This is a genomic window from Micromonospora haikouensis, assembly GCF_900091595.1.
GTDB lineage: Bacteria > Actinomycetota > Actinomycetes > Mycobacteriales > Micromonosporaceae > Micromonospora > Micromonospora haikouensis.
On the sequence record NZ_FMCW01000018.1, the window covers coordinates 91926 to 111651 of the forward strand.

Sequence of the window (19726 nt, forward strand, 5' to 3'; positions counted from 1 at the left end):
CGGTTCCGGCCATGGAGGTTGACATGACGTACGCCTTTGACGCGGAGCTGGCGCCGTGGGTGCCGATGCTGCCCGTCCTCGATCTTCGTGACCCGGCCGCCGCGCGCGAGGTCGGACGGGCCATCGCCGCCCAGCTTCCCCCGCCCGACCTGACCGGCCTCACCGTGCTCGACCGCACGGTGCCCGGCCCGGCCGGCGCTCCCGCCGTCCCGGTGCGGATCTACACCCCGCAGCCGTTGGCGGCGTCGGCACCGGCCGTCCTGCATCTGCACGGCGGCGGCTTCGTGCTCGGCGACCTGGCGCTCGAACACGCCGACGCCGCCGAGTTCGCCTCCGGCATCGGGGCCGTGGTGATCGCCGTCGACTACCGCCTCGCGCCGGAGGCGCCCTTCCCGGCGGCGCTGGAGGACAGCTACGCGGTGCTGTGCTGGCTGGCCGGCAACACCGACGAACTCGGCGTGGACCCCACCCGCCTGGGCATCTACGGCCGCAGCGCCGGTGGCGGGATCGCCGCCGGCCTCACCCTGCTGACCCGCGACCGTGGCGGCCCGCGGCTGGCCATGCAGTATCTCGACGTCCCGGTGCTCGACGACCGGCTCGACAGCGTGTCCATGCGCGCCTACGTCGACACCCCGATCTGGAATCGCCCCAGCGCCGAGCTGGGCTGGGCCCACTACCTCGGGGACGGCGTCAGGCCCGGCGACCCGGGCGTGTCACCGTACGCCGCCCCGGCCCGCGCGGAGGATCTCGCCGGGCTGCCGCCGGCGTTCGTCTCAGGCTGCCAGTTCGATCCGGTACGCGACGAGGGGATGCGCTATGCGCAGCGGCTGGCCCACGCCGGCGTGCCGACCGAGGCGCACCTCTACCCGGCCACGTTCCACGGCTCCGCGCTGGTGACCGAGGCGGCGGTGTCGCGGCGAATGCGGCGGGACGCGGTGGCCGCCTTCCGCCGGATGCTCTGACCCGCAGCCGGATCGCATGGGCCCGGAGCGGCCGGGAGCCGTCCGCTCAGCCGTGGTGCGCCTCCTCGCCGATCTTGACGATCAGCCGCCGCGACTCCTCCTCGCCCAGCGCCAGCGCCTCCAGGCCCGCCCAGGCCCTCTCGTACGGGGCCCACTCCGCCGGCCGGTCGAGATAGAGCGCACCGGTCAGCGACTCCTGGTAGACCACCGGCGGGTCGGGGTCGACACGCAGGCCGAGCGGGAAGTCCAGCAGCACGAACGAGCCGGCGACCGCCCCGTCGTGCGCCCCGGCGGCGAGCGGCAGCACCCGGATCGACACGTGCGGCAGCCGGCTCGCCTCCACCAGGTGCCGGAGTTGCCCGGCCATGACCTCCGCGCCGCCCACCACCCGCAGCAGCGCCGCCTCGCAGAGCATCACCTCGAACCGGGGCGGCCGGGGCAGCCGCCGTCGGAGCAGGCCCTGCCGCAGCAGCCGCGCCTCGACCGGCCGGTCCCGCTCCTCGTCGGTCGCGCCGGGCCGGGGCGGGCACGTCGCGGCAGCGTACGCCCGGGTCTGCAACAGCGCGGGCACCAGCGCCCCGGCGTGCACGCGCAGCCGGCACGCGGCGGACTCCAGGCCGCCGTGGAGGTCGAACCAGTCGGGCACGGGATCGCCGTAGGCGTGCCACCAGCCCCTCCCCCGCGTCTCGCCGGCCAGGGCGACCAGCGCGGCGGTCAGCTCGCGCCGCGCCCCGTACAGCTCGCACATGGCCCGCACGTCGACCCCGCGCGCCGGGCCGAGGCCGCTCTCGATGCGCCACACCTTCTGCCGGCTGCACTCCAGCGCCTCGGCCACGCCGTCCAGCGTCATGCACGCCTCGGTGCGCAAGTCCCGCAGCGCCCGCCCGAGCTGCCGACGCGGCACCGACGAGCCTGTGGCCTCAACCATCGGAACCCTCCCCGCGCCGCTGGGCGGGCAACTGCGACCGGTAGCGGTCCGCGCGCTGGTTCGGCCGGTCCGCCGCCCGCCGCCGCTCGGGCCACCCGTGGCCGACCGCGCCGTCACACCGCGAGGTCGCCACCCCATCGGGTACGACCGCCTCGACCACCCGCCGCCGCCAGCGCCCCGGCCCGTCCGCGTCGGGCACCACCTGCCCGGTCAGGTCCACCGCGACCTTCCCGGCCCGCAAGAACCACTTCCACCGCCTACCCATGCCGCCTCCCCTTCATCACGCCGTCGAAGTTTACAACCAAACAAGTCTTTCAAGGCATAGACTTTAAACAAGGCATAGCTTGCACCACGTGAAGCCGGCCGTGATGGAGTCGGCGCATGGTGCCGTACGTGCCGCTGTGGCGAAGGATCCGGCAGGACATCCTGGACAGGATCAACGCCGGGATCCTGAAGCCCGGTGACAAGCTGCCGACGACCAAGGAGCTTGCCGATCAGTACGACACCTCGGGTGTGACGGTCAGGAAAGCCATCGACATCCTGATCGAGTCGGGCGTCCTGGAAGGTAGGCAGGGCATCGGCGTCTTCGTTGCCGACGACTCGGGACAGCAGTCGTAGAGTGTCGCCAGGATCCTGAGGCCACAGCCTCCCGGACTCGCCTCAACCACCCTCAGCCCTTTCGCCGGCGGGATCTCGGATCCGGGAGAAGACGACGGCGTCAGCACGCCGGTCAGGAAAGGTCAGGAAGCTGCGCAGCACCCCCTCCTGCTCGAATCCGGCAGCGGCGAGGACCCGCCGGGACGCCTCGTTGTCCGGCTCGACCCACGCCTCCACCCGCGCGATGCCCGCGACATCCAGCGCCCACGAAGTAGCCAGCGTCGCCGCTCGCCTGGCATACCCATGCCCCCGCGCCGAGGGGATGAGCCAGTACCCGAGGCCGGCGACACCCGGCTGTGGTCGCAGCATGACCACAACCGAACCGACGGCCTGACCGGTCACGGCATCGGCGACCGCGAGCGAGATCCCTTGACCGCCCTCCACCCGGCTCCACTGTCTGCGAACGAACGCACCCGCCGCATCCACTGAGAATCCTTTGGAACCGTGGTGGCCTCGGGAATCCGCGGATCCAGGGCAGCCACCCGGAGGCAATCCAGATCATCCTCGCGCCACGGACGAAGGCGCACGACCCCGTCAGTGAGTTCCACCGCAGGATAACCAAGCCCCATCCCGCCAACGCTACCGCCGCAACCGCCCCCACTTGCCCCCGTGATCAAGAGAAAAGCGTCAGAGTTGATCTCGACGGTGACGCAAACCTCTTGATCACCGGCCCGGGACGCGGTGGGCACCGGCGCCCGGCGCGACAGAGGCCGGGGTGGGTGACGGGGTGATGACGTAGACGACTCAGCTCCATAGGACCCGTCCCCACTACGTCGACCGTCGTCTTCCACAACAACGGGGAGGGACGATGATCCGTCCCTCCCCGTATCGCTCGAACCGCCTCAGGACAGGAACTTGTCCAGGGCCGCCTCGATGGTGCCGCTGTCCGGCGAGGCGTACGACTTCATGGTGATCTTGTTGTACGAGATGAAGCTCGGGCACCGGTTGGCCGGGGCGTTCACGGTGCCGCCGTCGCCGATCTTCTCCGCGGTCTTCGCCGCGTAGAAGGTCATCGTGTAGCGCGACGAGATGTAGGAGATCGTGACCTGCTTGCCGGAGTTGTCCTTGTAGTCGCACTTCTTGGGCGTGCCCTCGCTGCCCTCGTCGACCTTGAGGCAGGCGACCACCGACACCGACGTGAAGTCGGCCGACTTCGCGTAGTACGGCTTGGCCGAGCTGACCGACTTCGTCGACCAGAACGTGGGCCGCTCGATGGAGTTCGCGAAGGTGTACGCCTTGGCCCCGGACGGACCGCTGTAGGTCGCCGCGTTCAGGATCGGGCTACCGTCGCAGACCCCGGACAGGTCGCTGGAGTAGCGCGCCGTCAGCGCGTTGTTGTTGTTCGGCTGTTCCTGGGACTCGGCCGGCTCGGGGGTGGCCGAAGTCTCCGTGCCGGGCTGGGGGTTGCCGTTGCTCGGGGCCGCCGTCGCGGGGCCGGACGCGATCGGGGTGGGGTCTTCGTCGTCACCGACGAGGGCGAGCCCGATGCCGGCGCCGCAGATCGCGAGGACGACGACCACGGCACCGGCGGCCAGGCCGATGATCAGGCCCCGGTTCGACTTCTGCGGCGGCGGCATGGGGGCACCGAACTGCGGCGGCCCCGGCTGGCCGTAGGCGGGCTGGCCGTAGGCGGGCTGGCCGTAGGCGGGCTGGCCATACGCGGGGTACCCGGCGGGCTGGGCGGGCGGCCCGCTCCACGGGGTGACGTTCGGATCCGGCTGCCCTCCGTACGGAGGGTGATTGCTGCTCATCTGAAGCCCTTATCACTGTCGACGGGTGCCCAGGCACTGGATCATCGATCAGGGTAGTGAGCGGCACAAACCGGAGGGCCGCCCATGATCGGCAACGGGCCCCGGCGGAACACTCGGCGTGACGCCGAACTACTTTCCGTGCAGCAACCGACGGCGTTCACCGACCCCTGAAGGGTCCCGGCAATGGGACGCGGGCTGCAAGGAAGGGGGAAACCCCGCAGGGGATCACGCTTTACGGACAATCAAGCCACGCGGATCGAATCTGTGACCAAGATCACTGAACTGACGTGGCGGGTGACCGGGCCAGCCGCGATCAGGCCGACTCGCGGACGTCCATGCGTTCCACCAGCCCGCCCCGGATGGTGTAGACGTGCTGCACCAGCTGGTCGGCCAGCACCTCGCCGTCGAGGGACCTGACGACCTGGTGCACCTCGACCCGCACCCGCCCGTCGGGCTCCGCGACGATGGCCCGCGGCTCGACCCGGGGATCGATGGTGTCGAACTGGCGTCGCCAGTAGCGCCCCACCTCCGCCGGCCCGACGAGGCGGACGCCGTCGATCATGTTGGGCCAGTCGACCCGGGGGCTCAGGACGGCGACGATCTCGTCGATGTCACGCGCGTTGAAGGAGGCGTAGAGGCGACGGAGCAGGTCCGCCACGTCCGGTTGGTCACTCGTCGTCATGCCCTCATTCTCCGACGGTCAGGACGCGCAGCGGTGGCCCGCCCGACGGATCGGGCGGGCCACCGCTGGTCCCCCGTCGAACGGCTCAGCTGCCGATGGCGGACTGCGGCCCGGCGTACGTCTTGACCAGGCTCGGCACCTGGGACGCCGGGTGCAGGGTGTAGGAGTAGAAGCTGCCCGGGTTGAACGCCGAGCCGCCGGTCTGCTGCTTGCCCGAGGAGTTGACCACGATGCTGCCGGACTGGCGCAGCTCGGCGGTGTCGTCCCGGTAGAACGGGTCCTTCACGCCGTCGAAGTAGCTGTTCTCCAGGACCATCTTCGTGGCGCCGCGCGAATAGTTGCCGTAGCCCGTGACGCTCTGCAGGTAGTTGTTGTAGAGGTGGGCGTACGCCACGTTGTCGGTGCTGGGGTTGCGCGAGTTGGTGTGGTGGATCCAGTTGTGGTGGATGGTCATCCGGGCGGTGACGTTGGTGGTCCAGCCGATGCCGAACGCCTTGTTGCCCTCGGCGATGACGTTCCACGACACGGTCAGGTTCGTGGTGTCCTTGCGGCTGTCGATCAGGCCGTCGTTCATCCGCACGATCTGGTTGTGGTCGATCCAGATCCTGTTCGCGGTGTCCATCTGGATGCCGTCGTAGTCGAAGTCCTTGTCGTCCGGGTCGTCCGAGGCCATCCGGGTGTCGCGGATGGTCAGGTTCCGGATGATGACGTTGCTGGTGCCCGCGGCGAGGAAGAACCCGCCGTTGACGATCTGGCCGGTGGTGCCGACGCCCACGATCGTCTTGTTGGACTTGACCGGGATCTCCTTGCCGTACGGGCTCACGCTGATCGCCGCGTTGACCCGGATGACGTACGCCGCGCTGGAGCTGGCGTACCTCTCCAGGTCGGCCTGGTTGGTCACGGTGACCGTGGTGCCGCCCGCGCCGCCGGTGGTACCGGCCGCCCCGGCGAACCCGTCGGGGCTGTTGGCGTACGGCACGCCACTGGTCGGGGGCGGGGTGGTCGGCGGCGGGGCGCCGGTGGTGGGCGTGACCCCTCCGGTGCAGGCGGTGCCGTTGAGCGCGAAGCTCGTCGGCACCGGGTTGCTGCCGCTCTGCGTCGCGCTGAACCCGAAGGCGGCCGTGCCGTTGGTGGGAATCGCCGCGTTGTAGCCGACGTTGGTCGCGGTGATGGTGGACGTCCCGGTGGGGATCGTCGCGTTCCACGCCTGGGTCACCTGCTGGCCGGCGGTGAACGTCCAGGTCAGCTTCCACCCGTTGACGGCGTCACCCAGGTTGGTGATCGTCACGTCGCCGTTGAAGCCGCCGTCCCACGTGCTGGCCACCCGGTAGTCGACGCGGCAGCCCGCCGCGGCCTGCGCGGAGACCGCCGTCACCGCGCCCACCGCCGCGAGCGCGGCGGTCGTGCCCAGCACCAGCGCGGAGCGCCAGGTGCCGCGCGCCTTCTTCGTCGTCATCGGGTCTCCGGAAGAGTGGGGAAGGTGGTTGCCGGCCGGGGTCACATCGGGTTCCAGCCGTCGGAGCCCGCGAGATACTTCTGCGGCGTGTAGTTGGCCGCCTGGGCGTCGCTGAGCTGCGGACGGTTGCTGTTGACGCCCGCACCGGAGCCGGTGTTCTTGTATTCCAGGAAGCGGGCGTTCTTCCAGGAGTTGCCCGACATGTCCGTCCAGGGCTGCGCGGTCTTGATGGTCGCGCTCAGCGACGACTCCCGGTAGAGGACCTGGGCGGTCGGCCCCCACGGCCGGCCGAGGGTGGTGGTGTTGTTGGTCGCGCCGGTGATCGTCGAGCGGTAGATCAGCATCCCGTACGTCTTGCCGGCGGCCGTGCGGGCGGCCGTGATCGGCCCGCCGGTGGACCGCTTCTCGTAGATCGAGGCCCGGTCGAGCACGATGGTGCCGCCGCCGAAGATGAAGTCGACGGTGCCCTCCACGTAGGAGTCGACCACGTAGGCACGGGTGTTGTCGTTGACCAGGAAGGTGTCCTGGTCGCCGAGCAGCCGCACGTTGCGCAGCACCGCCCGGTCGGCGTTGAGGTGCAGGGCGACCGCCTGCTGGTCGCTGTTGTTCCAGTTCTCGACGTAGTCGTTGGAGATCGTCAGGTTCTCGGCGACGAAGTTGGCCCCGTAGACGAACATGCTCGCGCTGTTGAAGGTGCCGTGGGTGGCGGCGTAGTTGTTGTAGACCAGCACGGTGTTCGACGGCGACGAGCCCAGGCCCCGCAGGGTGATGTGGGGCTTGTTGGCCGGCACCGTGACGACCTCGCGGTAGGTGCCCGGCTTGATGGTGATGGTGACCCGCGAGCTGTTGTTCGTCGGCACCGCGTTGATCGCGGCCTGGACCGTGCGGTAGGTGCCGGTGCCGTCGGCCGCCACGGTCGGCGTCCCGGCCGGCGGCGGGGTCGTCGGCGGCGGAGTCGTCGGCGGTGGGGTCGTCGGCGGGGCCGTGGTCGGGGGCGCGGTGGTGGGCGCGGTCGTCCCGGTGCAGGTGGTGCCGTTGAGGGTGAAGGCGGTCGGCGCGGGGTTGCTGGAGTTGTTCCAGGACCCGTTGAAGCCGACGTCCACCGCGCCGTTGGTCGGGATCGACGCGGCGTAGTCCGCGTTCGTCGCGACCACGTTGCCGCTGGCCGGGCTCGCGGTGAAGCCCCAGGACTGGGTCACGGCCTGACCTGCGGTGAACGACCAGCCGAGACGCCAGCCGTTGATGGCGTCCCCCAGGTTCTTGATCGTGATGTTGGCGCTGAAGCCGCCGGCCCACTGACTGGTCACCGCATAGGTGACCTGGCAGCCGGCGGCGGCCTGCGCGGAGCTGGTCGTCGCGACGCCCGCGACGACCGTGGTGGCGGTGGTGAGGGCGGCGGCGGCCACCGACAATGCTCGCCGCCGACTCGACAGAACTCTCACGCTGACTCTCCCAGGGGTCCTGGTCTGCTGGTGGACACGGGCGACGGCGACCGCCACGGACGGGTGTGGGCAGGCCGTCGCTGCCGACGCCGGAGATCGGCGTCGGCAGCGTGACAGGGCGATCCGCGTGGACGGGGGCGGACCCGGTCCAGCCACACACCCTTCCATCCATCACTACCGATATTACGGGGCCATATCGTGGCACGGCACGGACGTGCTGTAAAGCGCTTTCCACACCTCGCGTACTGGGCGAGATGTTCGCCGATGCGGCGGCCCGGCGAGCCTCCCGCCGGGCGATCAGGAGGCGGGGCGTTCCACCTGGGACCGCACCCGTAGGAACATGTCCTCGGGCTTGTTGCGTTCCCCGAACCCCCGGAAGACCACCATGCCGATGGTGTGTCGGTCGGCCCACGCGCACAGGTCGACGTACTTGCCCTCGTAGCCGCCCTCGGGGAGCTTCTCGACGCCCTTGCCGCAGCGCACCTCACCGCCCAGCGGGCCGGGTGGCACGGGCTGGACGCCCCCCACCCACGGCCACCAGGCGAACAGTTCGTCCAGCGCCCGCGCGGGATCCGCCACCTTTCCGGCCACCGCGCCGACGACCGCCGACTTCGACCGGTAGGCGGTCTCGTAGCCGACGGCCACGGTGCCGGTCGACCCACCCCCGACGAGGGTCTCCAGGGCTGCGGTGTTCTGCGCCGCCTGCTCGTGCGGGATCCCGCGCTGCGACTGGCCCCACTGGTCCACGGTGACGGCCGGCGGCCGAGACAGCCACGTCCGCCCGTACGCCACTACTCCACCCCCGATGTCGACAGTGGATCCTAGCCCGCGGCGTGGTGCGGGCGGACACACGCCGCATAAGCCATCCTAGGAGGATGGCATGGGAGGATGGGGCGTGGACATCGAGCCGGTCGACGCCGCCCCCGTCCGGGCGTTCCCCCGGGCGAGCCTGCGGCAACGCTGGACGGACCTGACCTTCGTGCACTGGGCGGTCGCGCCGGAGCTCGTCGCGCCGCTGCTGCCCGCCGACACCCGCCCCGACACCCTCGACGGGGCGGCCCACGTCGGCCTCGTCGGCTTCCGGATGGTCGGGCTGGGCCTCGGCCGGGGGCCGGGGGTGCCCTACCTCGGCACCTTCTGGGAGACCAACGTCCGGCTCTACTCCGTCGACGACGCCGGGCGGCGGGCCGTGGTGTTCCGGTCGCTCGACGCGTCCCGGCTGGTTCCCGTGCTCGTCGCCCGGGCGAGCCTGCGGCTGCCGTACCTGTGGTCCAGGATGCGGCTGGACCGCGACGGCGACACCCTCACGTACCGCTGCCGGCGCCGCTGGCCCGGCCCGGCCGGCGCGGCGAGCCGCATGGTGGTCCGGGTCGGCGACCCGATCGCCGACCCGACGCCGCTGGAACACTTCCTCACCGCCCGCTGGGGCTGCACACCCTGGCGTACGGGCGCACACTGCGCCTGCCGAACTGGCACCCCCGCTGGCCGCTGCACCGGGCCGAGCTGCTGAGCCTGGACGACGAGCTGGTCGCCGCCGCCGGGCTGCCCGCGCCCACCGAGGCGCCGGTGAGCGTGCTCTACTCCCCCGGCGTGCCGGTCGTGTTCGGCCTGCCCACCCTCGCGCGCCGGCCCGGCTGACGGGCCGGCAGGGGCCCGCCGCCGGACCGGCGCGCGACGAGAGGGGGTGGGGTCAGAACCGGCCCCAGTCGTCGGCGGCCGGCCGCCACACGTCGATGTTGCGGGGGTCCACCGACATGCGGCGGGCCCGGTGGGTCTCGTGCTCCTCGGGCGTGAAGACCCGGTGCCGGTCGCACAGCTCGTAGCGCGGCCCGTGCACCGGGTCGTGCATGTAGAAGGCGATCGACGTCGACGCGGAGTGGTTGACCAGGTCCGAGGCGATGGGCACCTGCTTGTACTGGGCCCGCGCCCGGCCGCGCATCACGTGGTCGAAGCTCTTCATCATGAAGCACAGGTGCGCGACGTAGAACTCCTTGTTGCGCTGGATCGCCAGGCTGTGGTGGTAGCGGTCCTCGCTGCGCAGGAAGGCCGTCACGTCGCCGACGTAGTCGGAGACGAGGAAGCCGAGCACCTCGGTGTAGAAGCGCAGGGTCTCCTCGTACTTCTCGGTGGCGAGGAACGGGTGCACCAGGTCCAGCGGGCGCAGCTCGATCAGCGGCGGCTCGGCGTACTCGGCGAACTCGGTGAACAGCTCGACGATCAGGCCGTTGGGGTCCTTGACGGCGAAGCCGCGCTGGACGAGGCCCTTGACCCGGTCGGCCAGCTCCAGCACCTCGTGCCCGGCCGCGGTGACCCGCTCCCGCAGGTCGTCGAGGACCGCGTCGGACTCGACGCTGAACCCGACCGCCGTGGTCCAGGAGACCTCCCGCTGCGGCGCGGCGACCAGCTCGATGCTGTGGTGCTCGATGTCGGCGCGCAGGAAGGCGTACTCGTCGTCGTGCTGCTCCAGCTGCAGGCCGACGTGGTACTGGAGGAACTCGATGGAGGCGGCCAGGTCCGGCACCTCGATCCGGGCGTACTCCATGCCGTACGGCCCGCGGCGGCGGGCGGCGGCCTCGGTGGTCATCTGCTACCCCTCTCGGTGTGCTGGTGGTCCCCGGCGGTGGGGAAGCTGACGATGGCCTGGCGCTCGACGACCGGACGCCAGCGTTCCCGGACGAACCGCTCGTGCGAGTCGCTGTGCAGGTAGTCGAGCAGGTCCTGCTCGGTGGGGAACTCCACGACGAAGCCGTGGCTCATGGTGTCGTCGCGGGTGCTGACGTTGGCCCCGCTGCGCCAGTTGCGCATCGCCGGATACTGCGACGGGAACGTCTCCAGCTCGGCCAGGACGGACTCGGCCGCGCCGGGCGGCAGGTCGTCGCGGAAGCGGAAAACGAGCATGTGGGTGATCATGGCGGCCGGCTCAGAGGATGAAGCTGAGTCGGGCGCCGGGGTCCATGGACTCCATCACCGGCACGGCCCGCCGCACCCGGAACCGCAGCCCGTCGGCCTCGACCTTGAGCACGTGCTCGTAGCGGCCCACGTAGGTGTAGGCGCCGCCGTCGCGGTAGCGGTGGATGACGAAGTTCGCGGTGATCCAGACGGTCTCGGCGCCGGCCTCCAGCAGGATGACGTTGGACACCATGCGGTGGGTGCGCGAGTGCGGGTTCTCGGCGTGCGCCTTGCGGCTCTTGAGCCGCTTGACCCGGGCCCGGATCAGCTCGTAGTCGTCGGCGACGAAGTAGCCGGCGGTGGTGGCGTCCCAGCCGGCCCAGTCGGTGGTCGGCACCTCCAGCCGGCCGCCGGGCTCGAAGAGGGTCAACCACTCGTCGAGGCGCCACTCGTCGAGCAGCTGGGCCTCGCGGTAGAGGAACTCCTCCACCTCGGCGCGGGTGACCTCGCGCGACTCCACACTCACCACTCCCCCACGGCTGCCGTTGGTCGACGTCACGGCGCTCACTCCCCCGCCCTGGCGGCGGCCGGGCCGCTCGCCGGGGCACCGGCCGGCGGCGCGCCGGCCACGCTGGTGGACGCGCCGACGACGTGCGCCCAGTGCCGCCAGAAGCTGCGCATCGCGCCCTCGTCGATCGAGCGCCCCTGGTTGCCCTGCTTCTCGTTGGCCATGCCGCGCGACATGTCGCTCCAGTCGTGGGCGGGGTCGGCCGCGTCGGCGGTGGCGATGATGCCGCGCTGCACCGCCTCGTACGCCTCGATGTCGTCGGGGGTGGCCAGGCCGCCCGGCCCGACGAAGCTGACCATCGTCTTGATCCGCAGCGCGCGCACCGACTCGGGCTCGCCGACCTCGACGAACTGCCACGCCCGCACGTCGGTGCGGTCGGCGGCGACCGGTTCGAGCTGCCGGATGGTCAGCGCCTCCAGGTCGAACAGCAACAGGTTGGGGAAGACGAACAGGATGCGGCTGGCGTCGGCCACCTCGGCGGCGAGCTCGGGCCCGAGGCGGGCCTCCAGCTCGCGCCGCTTGACGACGGTGCGCTCCTTCTCCTCCTCGCCGAAGCGGGGCTCCCAGACCATGCCGATGCGGCCGTTGTGTCCGGTGAGGACGAGCAGGCCGTGGCCGCCGCCGAGGTCGTAGGCGTACTGGTCGTCGTCGGTGACGGCGAAGCCGGTCTCGCGCAGGTAGCCGACGAACGTGTTGTGCGTCGGGGCGAAGTGGTAGCCGTCCATGGCGTTCTCGACGGCCAGCTTCCAGTTGCCCTTGACGCTGTAGAGCTGCACCCCGGGCAGGGTGGTCATGCCGCGCTCGCCGATCTTGGCCGTGAGCGACATGTAGTGTGCCGCCGGGCCGAGGTGGGTCAGCAGGTCGGGCACGTCGGGGTCGAAGGCGATGAAGACGAAGCCCTCGTGGATCTGCAGACGGGGCACCTGACGCAGCGCCATCGACGCCCGGAAGGCCGGGTCGTCGGGGTACGCGTCGTCGCCGGGCAGCGCGGCCAGTTCGCCGGAGTTGCTGAACGCCCAGGCGTGGTAGAAGCACTGGAAGAACTTGGTGTTGCCCTCGCTGTGCCGGCACAGCACGGTGCCCCGGTGGGTGCAGGAGTTGAAGAACACCCGCACCTCGCCGTCGGCGTCGCGGCAGAAGATCAGCGGACGCCCGCCCAGCGTGCGGGTCTTGAAGTCGCCCGCCTTCGGGATCTCCGTCTCGTGACCGAGGTAGAGCCAGGTGTGCCCCCAGATCCGCGCGATCTCCTCGGCGAACACCTCCGGCTCGCGGTACGCCGAGCGGTGCACGCGGAACCGCAGCGCCTCCCAGTCCTCGTCGATCATCGCGCCGTCACCGGGTGCACCGAGCGGGCGTACCGGCGTCTGCTGCGCCATCACCTCACCGCCTTCTACGTCATGCGAGACAGCGTCTCGCACCACGATGCTGCTATCCGGGCCCGCCACCTGTCAAGAGCAGGAGATACTCCGGCACCGGGTTACTCGCTGTTAATACGGGCGCAACACGCAACGGCGGTTTCGTTGGCCACGATGCCGAACGTCGACAGGGCGCGGCCACGCCGCTGCACCGCGAGCACGGGCCCCCTGCGCCGCACGCCGCCCATCGCACCGCCAGCCGGTGTCACCCCTCCCGGAGGATCCCATGCTCCAGCCGCACGAAGGCCCAATCGCTGGAACCCACTACCTGCCCAGCACGCCCGACACCTGCCTGTGGGGGCGGCTGCCCGCCCGGCGGCACGAACCCGTCCTGCGGATCCGCTCCGGCGAGACGGTGACGATCGACACGCTCAGCCACGAGGGGATCCTGGAGGACCAGGGCCGCGACCCGGTCGCGTACCTCAAGCAGTTCGACGTACCCGCCGACGGGGTCCTCGCCGACGCCCGCGACCTGGCCGCCTCCGACGTCGCCCACGACTACGACGCCGACGGGCCGCACGTGGTCACCGGGCCCATCGCGGTCGACGGGGCCGAACCGGGCGACGTGCTCCGCGTCGAGGTCCTCGACCTGCTCATCCGGGCCCCGTACGGCTTCGTCAGCAGCCGCCACGGCTATGGCGCGCTGCCCGGCGAGTTCCCGCTCACCCCGACCGACACCGGCGCGGGCGGTGACGTCCCCCGCGAGTACGGCAGCGTCTGCCACTTCACCGAGGTCGTCAGCAGCGGTGGCCGGCTGTACGGGACGCTGCCGTACGGCGACGGGCGCGCCGCCCGCTTCCCCCTCGCCCCGTTCCTCGGCCTGATGGGCGTGGCGGTGGACACCGACGACCCGGTGCACTCCGTGCCGCCCGGCGCGTTCGGCGGCAACCTCGACATCAACGAGCTCCAGATCGGCTCCGCCCTCTACCTGCCCGTGCAGCTGCCCGGGGCCGGCTTCTACGCCGGCGACCCGCACTACGCCCAGGGCGACGGCGAGGTGGCGCTGACCGCCCTGGAGGCGCCGCTGCGGGCCACGTTGCGGCTGTCGGTCGTCCCGCAGGCGCAGGCGGGGGCGCTGGGCGTCGCCGACGGCCCCTTCGCCGAGACCGCCACCCACTGGCTGCCCGTCGGCCTGCACAGCGACCTCGACGAGGCGATGCGCCGGGCCGTACGCGCCGCCGTCGCCTTCCTCGCCCGCACCCAGGGCATGCCGCCGCAGACCGCCCTGGCCTACCTGAGCGCCGCCGCCGACTTCGAGGTCAGCCAGGTCGTCGACGGGGTGAAGGGCATCCACTGCCTGATCCGCAAGGCGGACTTCCCGGCCCACGTCTGAGCCGCCCGCCCGTCCGCCTCCCGGCAGCGCCGCCGGGGCGGGCGGGCGAGCGGGTGGGTGGGCCCGCAGAGCCGCCCGGCAGGTGACGTACCGTCACGCGCCGCCGCCCTGCGGCCACGAGTCCCCCGGCGCCCTTTGCTCTGCACCCGGATACGCAACGGTTGACCCGCCGTGACGGGCCGCTTCACCCCCGGACATCGGCGTCCGAGATTCCGCCTGGTGGGTGGGGTGCTGCGTGGGTGGGTGCAGAGCAAAGCGAGCGCGCGACGTTGTCCGGGGTCGAAGGAGCGCCACGGAGCGTGAAGGCGGCGACCCCACCGGCAGACGGCACCAGCATGCACACGCACCGTGGCCGGCACCGGTGGGCGAGCCGGGGTGGGCTCCACCCCCGGTGCCCGCTGCGGCCCCTACGAGGCCGCCGGCACCTCGGCGCGACGGGGCGCGGCGGCCATCGCGCCCGGCCGGGTCACGGTCACCGCCGCCACCCGGCTCGCCCAACGGGCCGCCTCGTCGATCGCCGCGCCGTCGAGCAGGGCGTCGGCCAGCGCCGCGCAGAAGGTGTCCCCCGCGCCGGTGGCGTCCACCGCGTCGACGCGCTCGGCCGGCACCAGCCACTCCCGGTCGGCGGTGACCACCAGCGCGCCGTCCGCGCCGAGGGTCACCACCACCGGCCCCCGCGTCCCCAACGACCGGGCCAGCGCGGGCAGCCCGGCCATCGCCGCCGGATCTGCCGGGCCGGGTGGGGACGCCGCGGCCGGAGCCCCGGCCAGGGCCGCCAGCTCGCCCCGGTTCGGCACCAGGATGTCGACCCGGGCCAGGGTCGCCGCGTCCACCGGTCGGGCCGGGGCCGGGTTGAGCACCACCAGGCCACCCGCCGCGGCCACCGCGGCGGCGACCACCTCGGCGCCGACCTCCTGCTGCAACAGCACCGCGCGGGCCGAGGCGATCAGGTCGTACGACGGCGCGAGGTGCTCGGGCGCGAGCCACATGTTGGCCCCGGAGCTGACCGCGATGGTGCTGTCGCCGTCGGCGGTGACCAGCACGATCGCCTGACCGGTCGGGCGGGGTGCGCGCAGCACCCCGGTCGTGTCCACGCCCTCGGCGGCGAGCAGCCCGGTGAGCCACTCCCCCTCCGGGTCGTCGCCGACCGCGCCGACCATGGCGACGCGGCGGCCCAGCCGGGCGGCGGCGACCGCCTGGTTGGCGCCCTTGCCGCCACCGGCACGCCGGTGGTCGGCGGTGCCGAGCACGGTCTGTCCGGGCGCGGGCAGCTCGGCCAGGGGCACCACCACGTCGACGTTGAGGCTGCCCACCACCACGATGTCGGTCACGGCGGCCTCAGTCCTGCCCGGGACGCCAGGCGTGCGCCAGGAAGTCCGCCCGGGGCGGCGCGAAGACGTCCAGGTTGATGCAGGGGCCCTCGGTCGGCTCGACGTAGTGCTCCGCGCCGCGCGGCACGAGCAGCATCGAGCCCGCCCCCATCGGGTTCGCCACCCCGTCGACGTAGTAGTTGCACCGGCCGCCGAGGATCAGCACGAGCTGGTCGAAGTCGTCGTGGTGGTGCGGGTTGAGCGTCATGCCCACGCTCAGTTCGTGCCAGGCCAGCACGACCTCGTCGGTGGCGTACACCTTGCGGCGCACCCCGGGCCGCACGTCGGTGGCCGGGATGTCGTCCCAGTTCACCGCGATGCCGTAGAGCTGCGGGTTGAGCATGTCAGCGCTCCCTTTCCGGGTGGGGGTCAGCCGGCGAGCCGGCGCAGGCCGGCGCCGAGCAGTTGCAGGTCCGAGCCGACCACCAGGTAGCCGGCGTCGGTGAGGCCGTACCGGCCCAGGGCCTCGGCCGTGCGGTCGGCCGCCCAGCCGCCCAGCGCGGCCCCGGTCCCCCGGGCCGCCTCGGCGACGTCGCCGGTGCGCCGCAGCAGCGGCGTCGGGTCGTCGGTGCTGGCGAGGCCGAGGCTGACCGCCAGGTCGGTGGTGCCGACGAACCCGACGTCCACGCCGGCCAGCAGGTCGGGCAGGGGGTCGTCGGTGGTCGCCGTCTCGATCTGGGCGACCAGCAGCGGCGGGTCTGCGGCCTCCGCCGCCAGGTACCGGTCGAGGCCGCCGACGCCGTAGCCGGCCGCCGGGTGGGCGAGGCTGATGCTGCGTCGCCCGTGCGGGGCGTACCGGCTGGCCGCGCGCAGCGCCTCCACCTCGGCCCGGCTGCGGACGGTGGAGAGCTGGACCCCGACGGCGCCGGCCTCCAGCAGCCGGTTGACCTGGCCCGGGTCGACCGCCGGCACCCGGACCAGCGCCGGCAGGCCGAGCGCGGCGGCGAACCGGAGCTGGTCGGCGGCGGTGCGCTCGTCCAGCGCGGAGTGCTCCAGGTCGACCACGACGAAGTCGAGCCCCGCCTGGGTGGCCAGGGCCACCACGTCGGGGCCGGGCAGCTTGAGGAACGTGCCGACGAGCCGCCCGCCACCGCGCAGCGCCGCCCGCAGTCGCCTGCGGGAGCGGTGCACGCCGACGGGCGGCTCGGCATCGGTGGCGGGCATCAGCGGTTCAGGCCCCGCCACGGCACGGTCGGCACCTGCTCGCCGGCGAGCAGCACCAGGCTCGGCTCCAGCCGCGGCGCGACGATCCGGTTGCCGGCGGCGTCGGGCAGCTCGGCCTCCTCGGCGTCGGCGAGGACCGTGACATGGGCCGGGCCGCCCTCGACGAGGCTGCCGTAGCCCTCGGCGTCGAGGCCGGTCAGGCGGGCCGGGGCGGATGTCACCCGGGGCACGATCTGCTCCATGGTCATGCCCATGGCCCGCAGCTTGGCCATGCTGGTGACCAGGTCGAACACCGGGCCGCGCCAGTTGCGGCCGCTGGTGTCGGAGGTGATCACGTCGGGCAGGAAGCCCTGCTCGATGGCCGGGCGGGCCACGGCGAAGCTCAGGTTGCTCTTGCCGTGGGCCGACTCGAACAGCACGCCGCGCTCGCGGGCGGCGTACACCTCGGGCAGGACCTTGCCGTCGCCGAGGATGCCGTACGGCTTGCCGGTGTAGCAGTGGGCCACGACGTCGCCGGGGCGCAGCAGGTCGAGGATCACCGGCAGCGGCTCCGGGGTCTCCCCGATGTGGATCATCAGCGGGAGCCCGGCCTCGGCCGACAGCGCCAGGGAGCGCTTGAGCAGCGTCCGCCACTCCAGCCCCACGACGTCCTCGGAGAGGCGGATCTTGAAGCCACGGACCCGGTGCGGGTTGGCGGCGGCGATCTCCAGGGCGTCCTCCGGCACCAGCGTGCCCGGGTTGAGCAACTCGCCGAACCGGAAGTCGATCAGGCCGAGGACCGAGACGTTGAGGAAGTTGACCAGCCGCATCCGGGCCGGGGCGGCGACGAAGCGCTCGAACGCGGCGAAGGTGGACGCGCCGACGGTGCCGGCGTCGCAGGCCGCGACGACGCCCCGGTGCAGGTGCGCCTCGTCCGGCGGCGCGCCGACCTTGGAGACCTCGGCGAAGATGTGGGTGTGCGCCTCGACCAGGCCCGGCAGCACGTACTGCCCGGAGCAGTCGACGACCTGCCGGCCCTGCGCGGCGAGGCCGGGGGCGATCCGGGCCACCCGGTCGCCGGTCACCGCGACGTCGGTCACCTGGCTGGCGCCGGTGGCGGCGTCGAACACCTCGCCGCCGGCCAGCACCAGGTCGTAGCGCGGGGAACTGTCGTCAGTCATGGCATCAGACTCTCTGTACGAAGCGGCAGCGACGGGCGGGCGTCGCCGGGAAGGGGGTCGGGCTCGGCCGCTGGGGCCGGGGTCTCGGCTGCCGGGGCCGGGGTGTCGGCGCGGAACCGGGTGCGCAGCGGCAGCACCCCGGCGACGGTGACCTCGACCAGGTCGCCGGGGCTCAGGAAGCAGCCCCGGTCCTGGCCGGTGCCGGTGGGGGTGCCGGTGAGCACCACGTCGCCCGGCTCCAGCACCACGTACCGGGAGATCCAGGCGAGCAGGTCGGGCACCGGGAAGATGAGGTCGGCGGTGCTGGCCTGCTGGCGCAGCTCCCCGTTGACCGTGGTCCGTACGCCGATGGCGTCGCGGTCGGCGACCGCGTCCAGGCCGAGCACCGAGGCGCCGAGCGCGCCGAAGCCGGGGAAGCTCTTGGCCAGGGTGGGGCTGCCGGAGGCGACCATCACGTCGCGGCAGGTCAGGTCGTTGGCGGCGGTGATCCCGGCGACGTGCGCCCAGGCCCGCTCGGCGGGCGTGTGGTGCATCCGCGCACCGATGACCAGGGCGACCTCGCCCTCGTAGTCGGACTGCGCGCTGACCGAGGTGGGCAGCGGCACGGTGTCGTCGGGGCCGGAGCCGGCGTTGGGCGACTTGAGGTAGAGCACGGGCTGGGTGGGCAGGGGCCGCCCGGTGGTGCGCGCCTTGCAGTGGTAGTTGAGGCCCACCCCCCACACGGCCGGCGTCCCGCCCAGCGGGGCGACGACGTCGCCCGCGAGGGCGTCCAGCGGCAGCCGGCGGCGCACGGCCGCGACGCGGGCCGGGGCGAGCCCGGCGCCCGCGCGCAGCAGCGCGGCCACGTCGGCGTACGGCAGATCGAGCAGCTCGACGTCGCCGTCGCCGGTGAGCCGGCCCAGCCCGTGCCGGGTGGCGACCAGATGCGTGCCGTCGCCGGCGGTGTGCCGGGCGTCGTCGCGGGGGGCGGTCATGCCGCGTCCGAGGAGTGTCCGGGCACCGTGCCCAGCGCCGGGTTGACCAGGGGGGCCAGGTTGTTGACGGCGGCGGCGGCCTCGCCGAAGCCGACGGAGATCAGCCGCACCTTGCCCTCGTAGTCGGTGATGTCGCCGGCGGCGAAGACGCGCGGCAGGTTGGTGCGCATCGACCGGTCGACGGCGACGTAGCGCCGGTGCATCTCCAGGCCCCAGCGTTCCATGGCGCTGAGGTCGGCGATGAAGCCGAGGGCGGCCACCACCGCCTGCGCGGGCAGCTCCTCGCGGCCCTCGCCGCGCACCTCGGCGATCGTCACGGAGGTGACGTTCTGCTCCCCGGCGATGCCGCACACCTCGTACGGGGTGACCACGCGCACGGTGGACGCCTCCAGTTGGGCGACGCTGTGCTCGTGAGCGCGGAACTGCGGCCGGCGGTGCACCAGGGTGACGCTGCGGGCGTGCGGCTCCAGCGCGAGGGCCCAGTCGACGGCGGAGTCGCCGCCCCCGACCACGACGACCTCCTGGCCGGCGAGCTCGTCGAGGCGGGGCACGAAGTAGCGCAGGCCCCGGCCGAGGTAGTCGCTGCCGACGGGCAGCTCGCGGGGGGTGAAGGTGCCGATGCCGGCGGTGAGCAGGACGGCCTTGGCGCGCACCTGGGTGCCGGCGTCGGTGCCGATGAGCACGTGGTCCTCGGCGGTCGTCAGATCGACGGCGCTCTCGCCGAGCAGGAACGTCGGCTTGGCGGTGGCGGCCTGGGTGAGCAGGGCGTCGACGAGTTCCTGGCCGCGCACCGAGGGCAGGCCGGCGATGTCGTAGATGGCCTTCTCGGGGTAGAGGGCGGCGATCTGGCCGCCGGGTTCGGGCAGCGAGTCGATCACCGCCACGCTCATCCCGCGGAAGCCGGCGTAGTAGGTGGCGTACAGGCCCGCGGGGCCGGCGCCGACGATCGCGAGGTCGACCTCGTGCAGCTCGCCC

General features: G+C 72.6%; 21 protein-coding genes and 1 pseudogene. 4 read left to right on the forward strand and 18 right to left on the reverse strand.

Annotated elements, in window-relative coordinates; genetic code table 11:
* Positions 1 to 23 precede the first annotated feature (23 nt).
* Positions 24 to 962, forward strand: coding sequence for an alpha/beta hydrolase (locus tag GA0070558_RS19285; RefSeq protein ID WP_176734271.1), 939 nt, complete (start codon positions 24 to 26; stop codon positions 960 to 962).
* A 46-nt stretch (positions 963 to 1008) separates the two neighbouring features.
* On the opposite strand, the gene GA0070558_RS19290 is transcribed toward GA0070558_RS19285, so the two are convergent.
* Together GA0070558_RS19290 and GA0070558_RS19295 are read right to left on the reverse strand one after the other, a co-directional pair.
* Positions 1009 to 1890: a helix-turn-helix domain-containing protein gene (locus GA0070558_RS19290; RefSeq protein ID WP_091282150.1), complete on the reverse strand. Its 882-nt coding sequence runs from the start codon at positions 1888 to 1890 to the stop codon at positions 1009 to 1011.
* Positions 1883 to 2155, reverse strand: a complete 273-nt coding sequence (locus GA0070558_RS19295; protein WP_141722263.1) for a hypothetical protein — start codon at positions 2153 to 2155, stop codon at positions 1883 to 1885. The genes GA0070558_RS19290 and GA0070558_RS19295 overlap by 8 nt, the downstream gene beginning before the upstream one ends.
* A 116-nt stretch (positions 2156 to 2271) precedes the next feature.
* Here GA0070558_RS19295 and GA0070558_RS19300 point away from each other — a divergent pair, with 116 nt between their 5' ends.
* Positions 2272 to 2508, forward strand: a complete 237-nt coding sequence (locus GA0070558_RS19300; protein WP_091282158.1) for a GntR family transcriptional regulator — start codon at positions 2272 to 2274, stop codon at positions 2506 to 2508.
* A 42-nt stretch (positions 2509 to 2550) separates the two neighbouring features.
* On the opposite strand, the gene GA0070558_RS19305 is transcribed toward GA0070558_RS19300, so the two are convergent.
* The 6 genes from GA0070558_RS19305 to GA0070558_RS19330 form a co-directional block, all read right to left on the reverse strand.
* Positions 2551 to 2973, reverse strand: a complete 423-nt coding sequence (locus GA0070558_RS19305) for a GNAT family N-acetyltransferase (protein WP_218107035.1) — start codon at positions 2971 to 2973, stop codon at positions 2551 to 2553.
* A 416-nt stretch (positions 2974 to 3389) separates the two neighbouring features.
* Positions 3390 to 4298, reverse strand: a complete 909-nt coding sequence (locus tag GA0070558_RS19310; protein ID WP_091282162.1) for a hypothetical protein — start codon at positions 4296 to 4298, stop codon at positions 3390 to 3392.
* Positions 4299 to 4611: 313 nt separating this feature from the next.
* Complete coding sequence (locus GA0070558_RS19315) at positions 4612 to 4980, reverse strand: nuclear transport factor 2 family protein (protein WP_091282166.1); 369 nt, start codon at positions 4978 to 4980, stop codon at positions 4612 to 4614.
* 85 nt (positions 4981 to 5065) lie between these two features.
* Entirely contained in the window at positions 5066 to 6436 is a 1371-nt protein-coding gene (locus GA0070558_RS19320) for a cellulose binding domain-containing protein (protein WP_091282169.1), read from the reverse strand.
* A gap of 41 nt (positions 6437 to 6477) precedes the next feature.
* Positions 6478 to 7878 (reverse strand): pectinesterase family protein, encoded by a 1401-nt coding sequence (locus tag GA0070558_RS19325; protein ID WP_091282172.1) that lies wholly within the window; start codon positions 7876 to 7878, stop codon positions 6478 to 6480.
* A gap of 297 nt (positions 7879 to 8175) precedes the next feature.
* A complete protein-coding gene (locus tag GA0070558_RS19330) occupies positions 8176 to 8670 on the reverse strand; it encodes a hypothetical protein (protein WP_091282175.1) in 495 nt (164 codons plus the stop codon).
* Positions 8671 to 8773: 103 nt separating this feature from the next.
* On the opposite strand from GA0070558_RS19330, the pseudogene GA0070558_RS19335 reads away from it, so the two are divergent.
* Positions 8774 to 9516 (forward strand): annotated as a pseudogene (locus GA0070558_RS19335) (YqjF family protein).
* A 52-nt stretch (positions 9517 to 9568) separates the two neighbouring features.
* Here GA0070558_RS19335 and GA0070558_RS19340 read toward each other — a convergent pair.
* Genes GA0070558_RS19340 through GA0070558_RS19355 form a run of 4 tightly spaced genes read right to left on the reverse strand, consistent with a single transcriptional unit; the run spans position 9569 to position 12711 of the window.
* Positions 9569 to 10462 carry a VOC family protein gene (locus tag GA0070558_RS19340; RefSeq protein ID WP_077937516.1) on the reverse strand — a complete coding sequence of 298 codons (894 nt, stop codon included), beginning with the start codon at positions 10460 to 10462 and terminating at the stop codon, positions 9569 to 9571.
* The gene (locus tag GA0070558_RS19345) at positions 10459 to 10776 is read right to left on the reverse strand and encodes a Dabb family protein (RefSeq protein WP_158229418.1); all 318 of its coding nucleotides are present in this window, start codon (positions 10774 to 10776) and stop codon (positions 10459 to 10461) included. Before GA0070558_RS19345 ends, GA0070558_RS19340 begins: the two co-directional genes overlap by 4 nt.
* Positions 10777 to 10798: 22 nt before the next feature.
* Positions 10799 to 11326: an aromatic-ring-hydroxylating dioxygenase subunit beta gene (locus GA0070558_RS19350; RefSeq protein WP_199486027.1), complete on the reverse strand. Its 528-nt coding sequence runs from the start codon at positions 11324 to 11326 to the stop codon at positions 10799 to 10801.
* Between the two features lie 5 nt (positions 11327 to 11331).
* Positions 11332 to 12711: an aromatic ring-hydroxylating oxygenase subunit alpha gene (locus tag GA0070558_RS19355; protein WP_043963181.1), complete on the reverse strand. Its 1380-nt coding sequence runs from the start codon at positions 12709 to 12711 to the stop codon at positions 11332 to 11334.
* Positions 12712 to 12976: 265 nt separating this feature from the next.
* On the opposite strand from GA0070558_RS19355, the gene GA0070558_RS19360 reads away from it, so the two are divergent.
* The gene (locus tag GA0070558_RS19360) at positions 12977 to 14083 is read left to right on the forward strand and encodes an acetamidase/formamidase family protein (protein ID WP_043963180.1); all 1107 of its coding nucleotides are present in this window, start codon (positions 12977 to 12979) and stop codon (positions 14081 to 14083) included.
* A gap of 407 nt (positions 14084 to 14490) precedes the next feature.
* Here the strand turns inward: GA0070558_RS19360 and GA0070558_RS19365 are convergent, their stop codons facing one another.
* Genes GA0070558_RS19365 through GA0070558_RS19390 form a run of 6 tightly spaced genes read right to left on the reverse strand, consistent with a single transcriptional unit; the run spans position 14491 to position 19719 of the window.
* Positions 14491 to 15414 carry a ribokinase gene (locus GA0070558_RS19365; RefSeq protein WP_091282178.1) on the reverse strand — a complete coding sequence of 308 codons (924 nt, stop codon included), beginning with the start codon at positions 15412 to 15414 and terminating at the stop codon, positions 14491 to 14493.
* Positions 15415 to 15421: 7 nt separating this feature from the next.
* Positions 15422 to 15796 carry a cupin domain-containing protein gene (locus tag GA0070558_RS19370; RefSeq protein WP_077937513.1) on the reverse strand — a complete coding sequence of 125 codons (375 nt, stop codon included), beginning with the start codon at positions 15794 to 15796 and terminating at the stop codon, positions 15422 to 15424.
* 26 nt (positions 15797 to 15822) lie between these two features.
* On the reverse strand, positions 15823 to 16617 hold the full coding sequence (locus GA0070558_RS19375) for an HpcH/HpaI aldolase family protein (RefSeq protein ID WP_141722264.1): 795 nt from the start codon (positions 16615 to 16617) through the stop codon (positions 15823 to 15825).
* A complete protein-coding gene (locus GA0070558_RS19380) occupies positions 16617 to 17777 on the reverse strand; it encodes a hypothetical protein (protein WP_091282182.1) in 1161 nt (386 codons plus the stop codon). Before GA0070558_RS19380 ends, GA0070558_RS19375 begins: the two co-directional genes overlap by 1 nt.
* Entirely contained in the window at positions 17774 to 18751 is a 978-nt protein-coding gene (locus GA0070558_RS19385) for a fumarylacetoacetate hydrolase family protein (RefSeq protein WP_091282185.1), read from the reverse strand. Before GA0070558_RS19385 ends, GA0070558_RS19380 begins: the two co-directional genes overlap by 4 nt.
* Positions 18748 to 19719 carry an NAD(P)/FAD-dependent oxidoreductase gene (locus tag GA0070558_RS19390; protein ID WP_198956540.1) on the reverse strand — a complete coding sequence of 324 codons (972 nt, stop codon included), beginning with the start codon at positions 19717 to 19719 and terminating at the stop codon, positions 18748 to 18750. The genes GA0070558_RS19385 and GA0070558_RS19390 overlap by 4 nt, the downstream gene beginning before the upstream one ends.
* Positions 19720 to 19726: the final 7 nt, after the last annotated feature.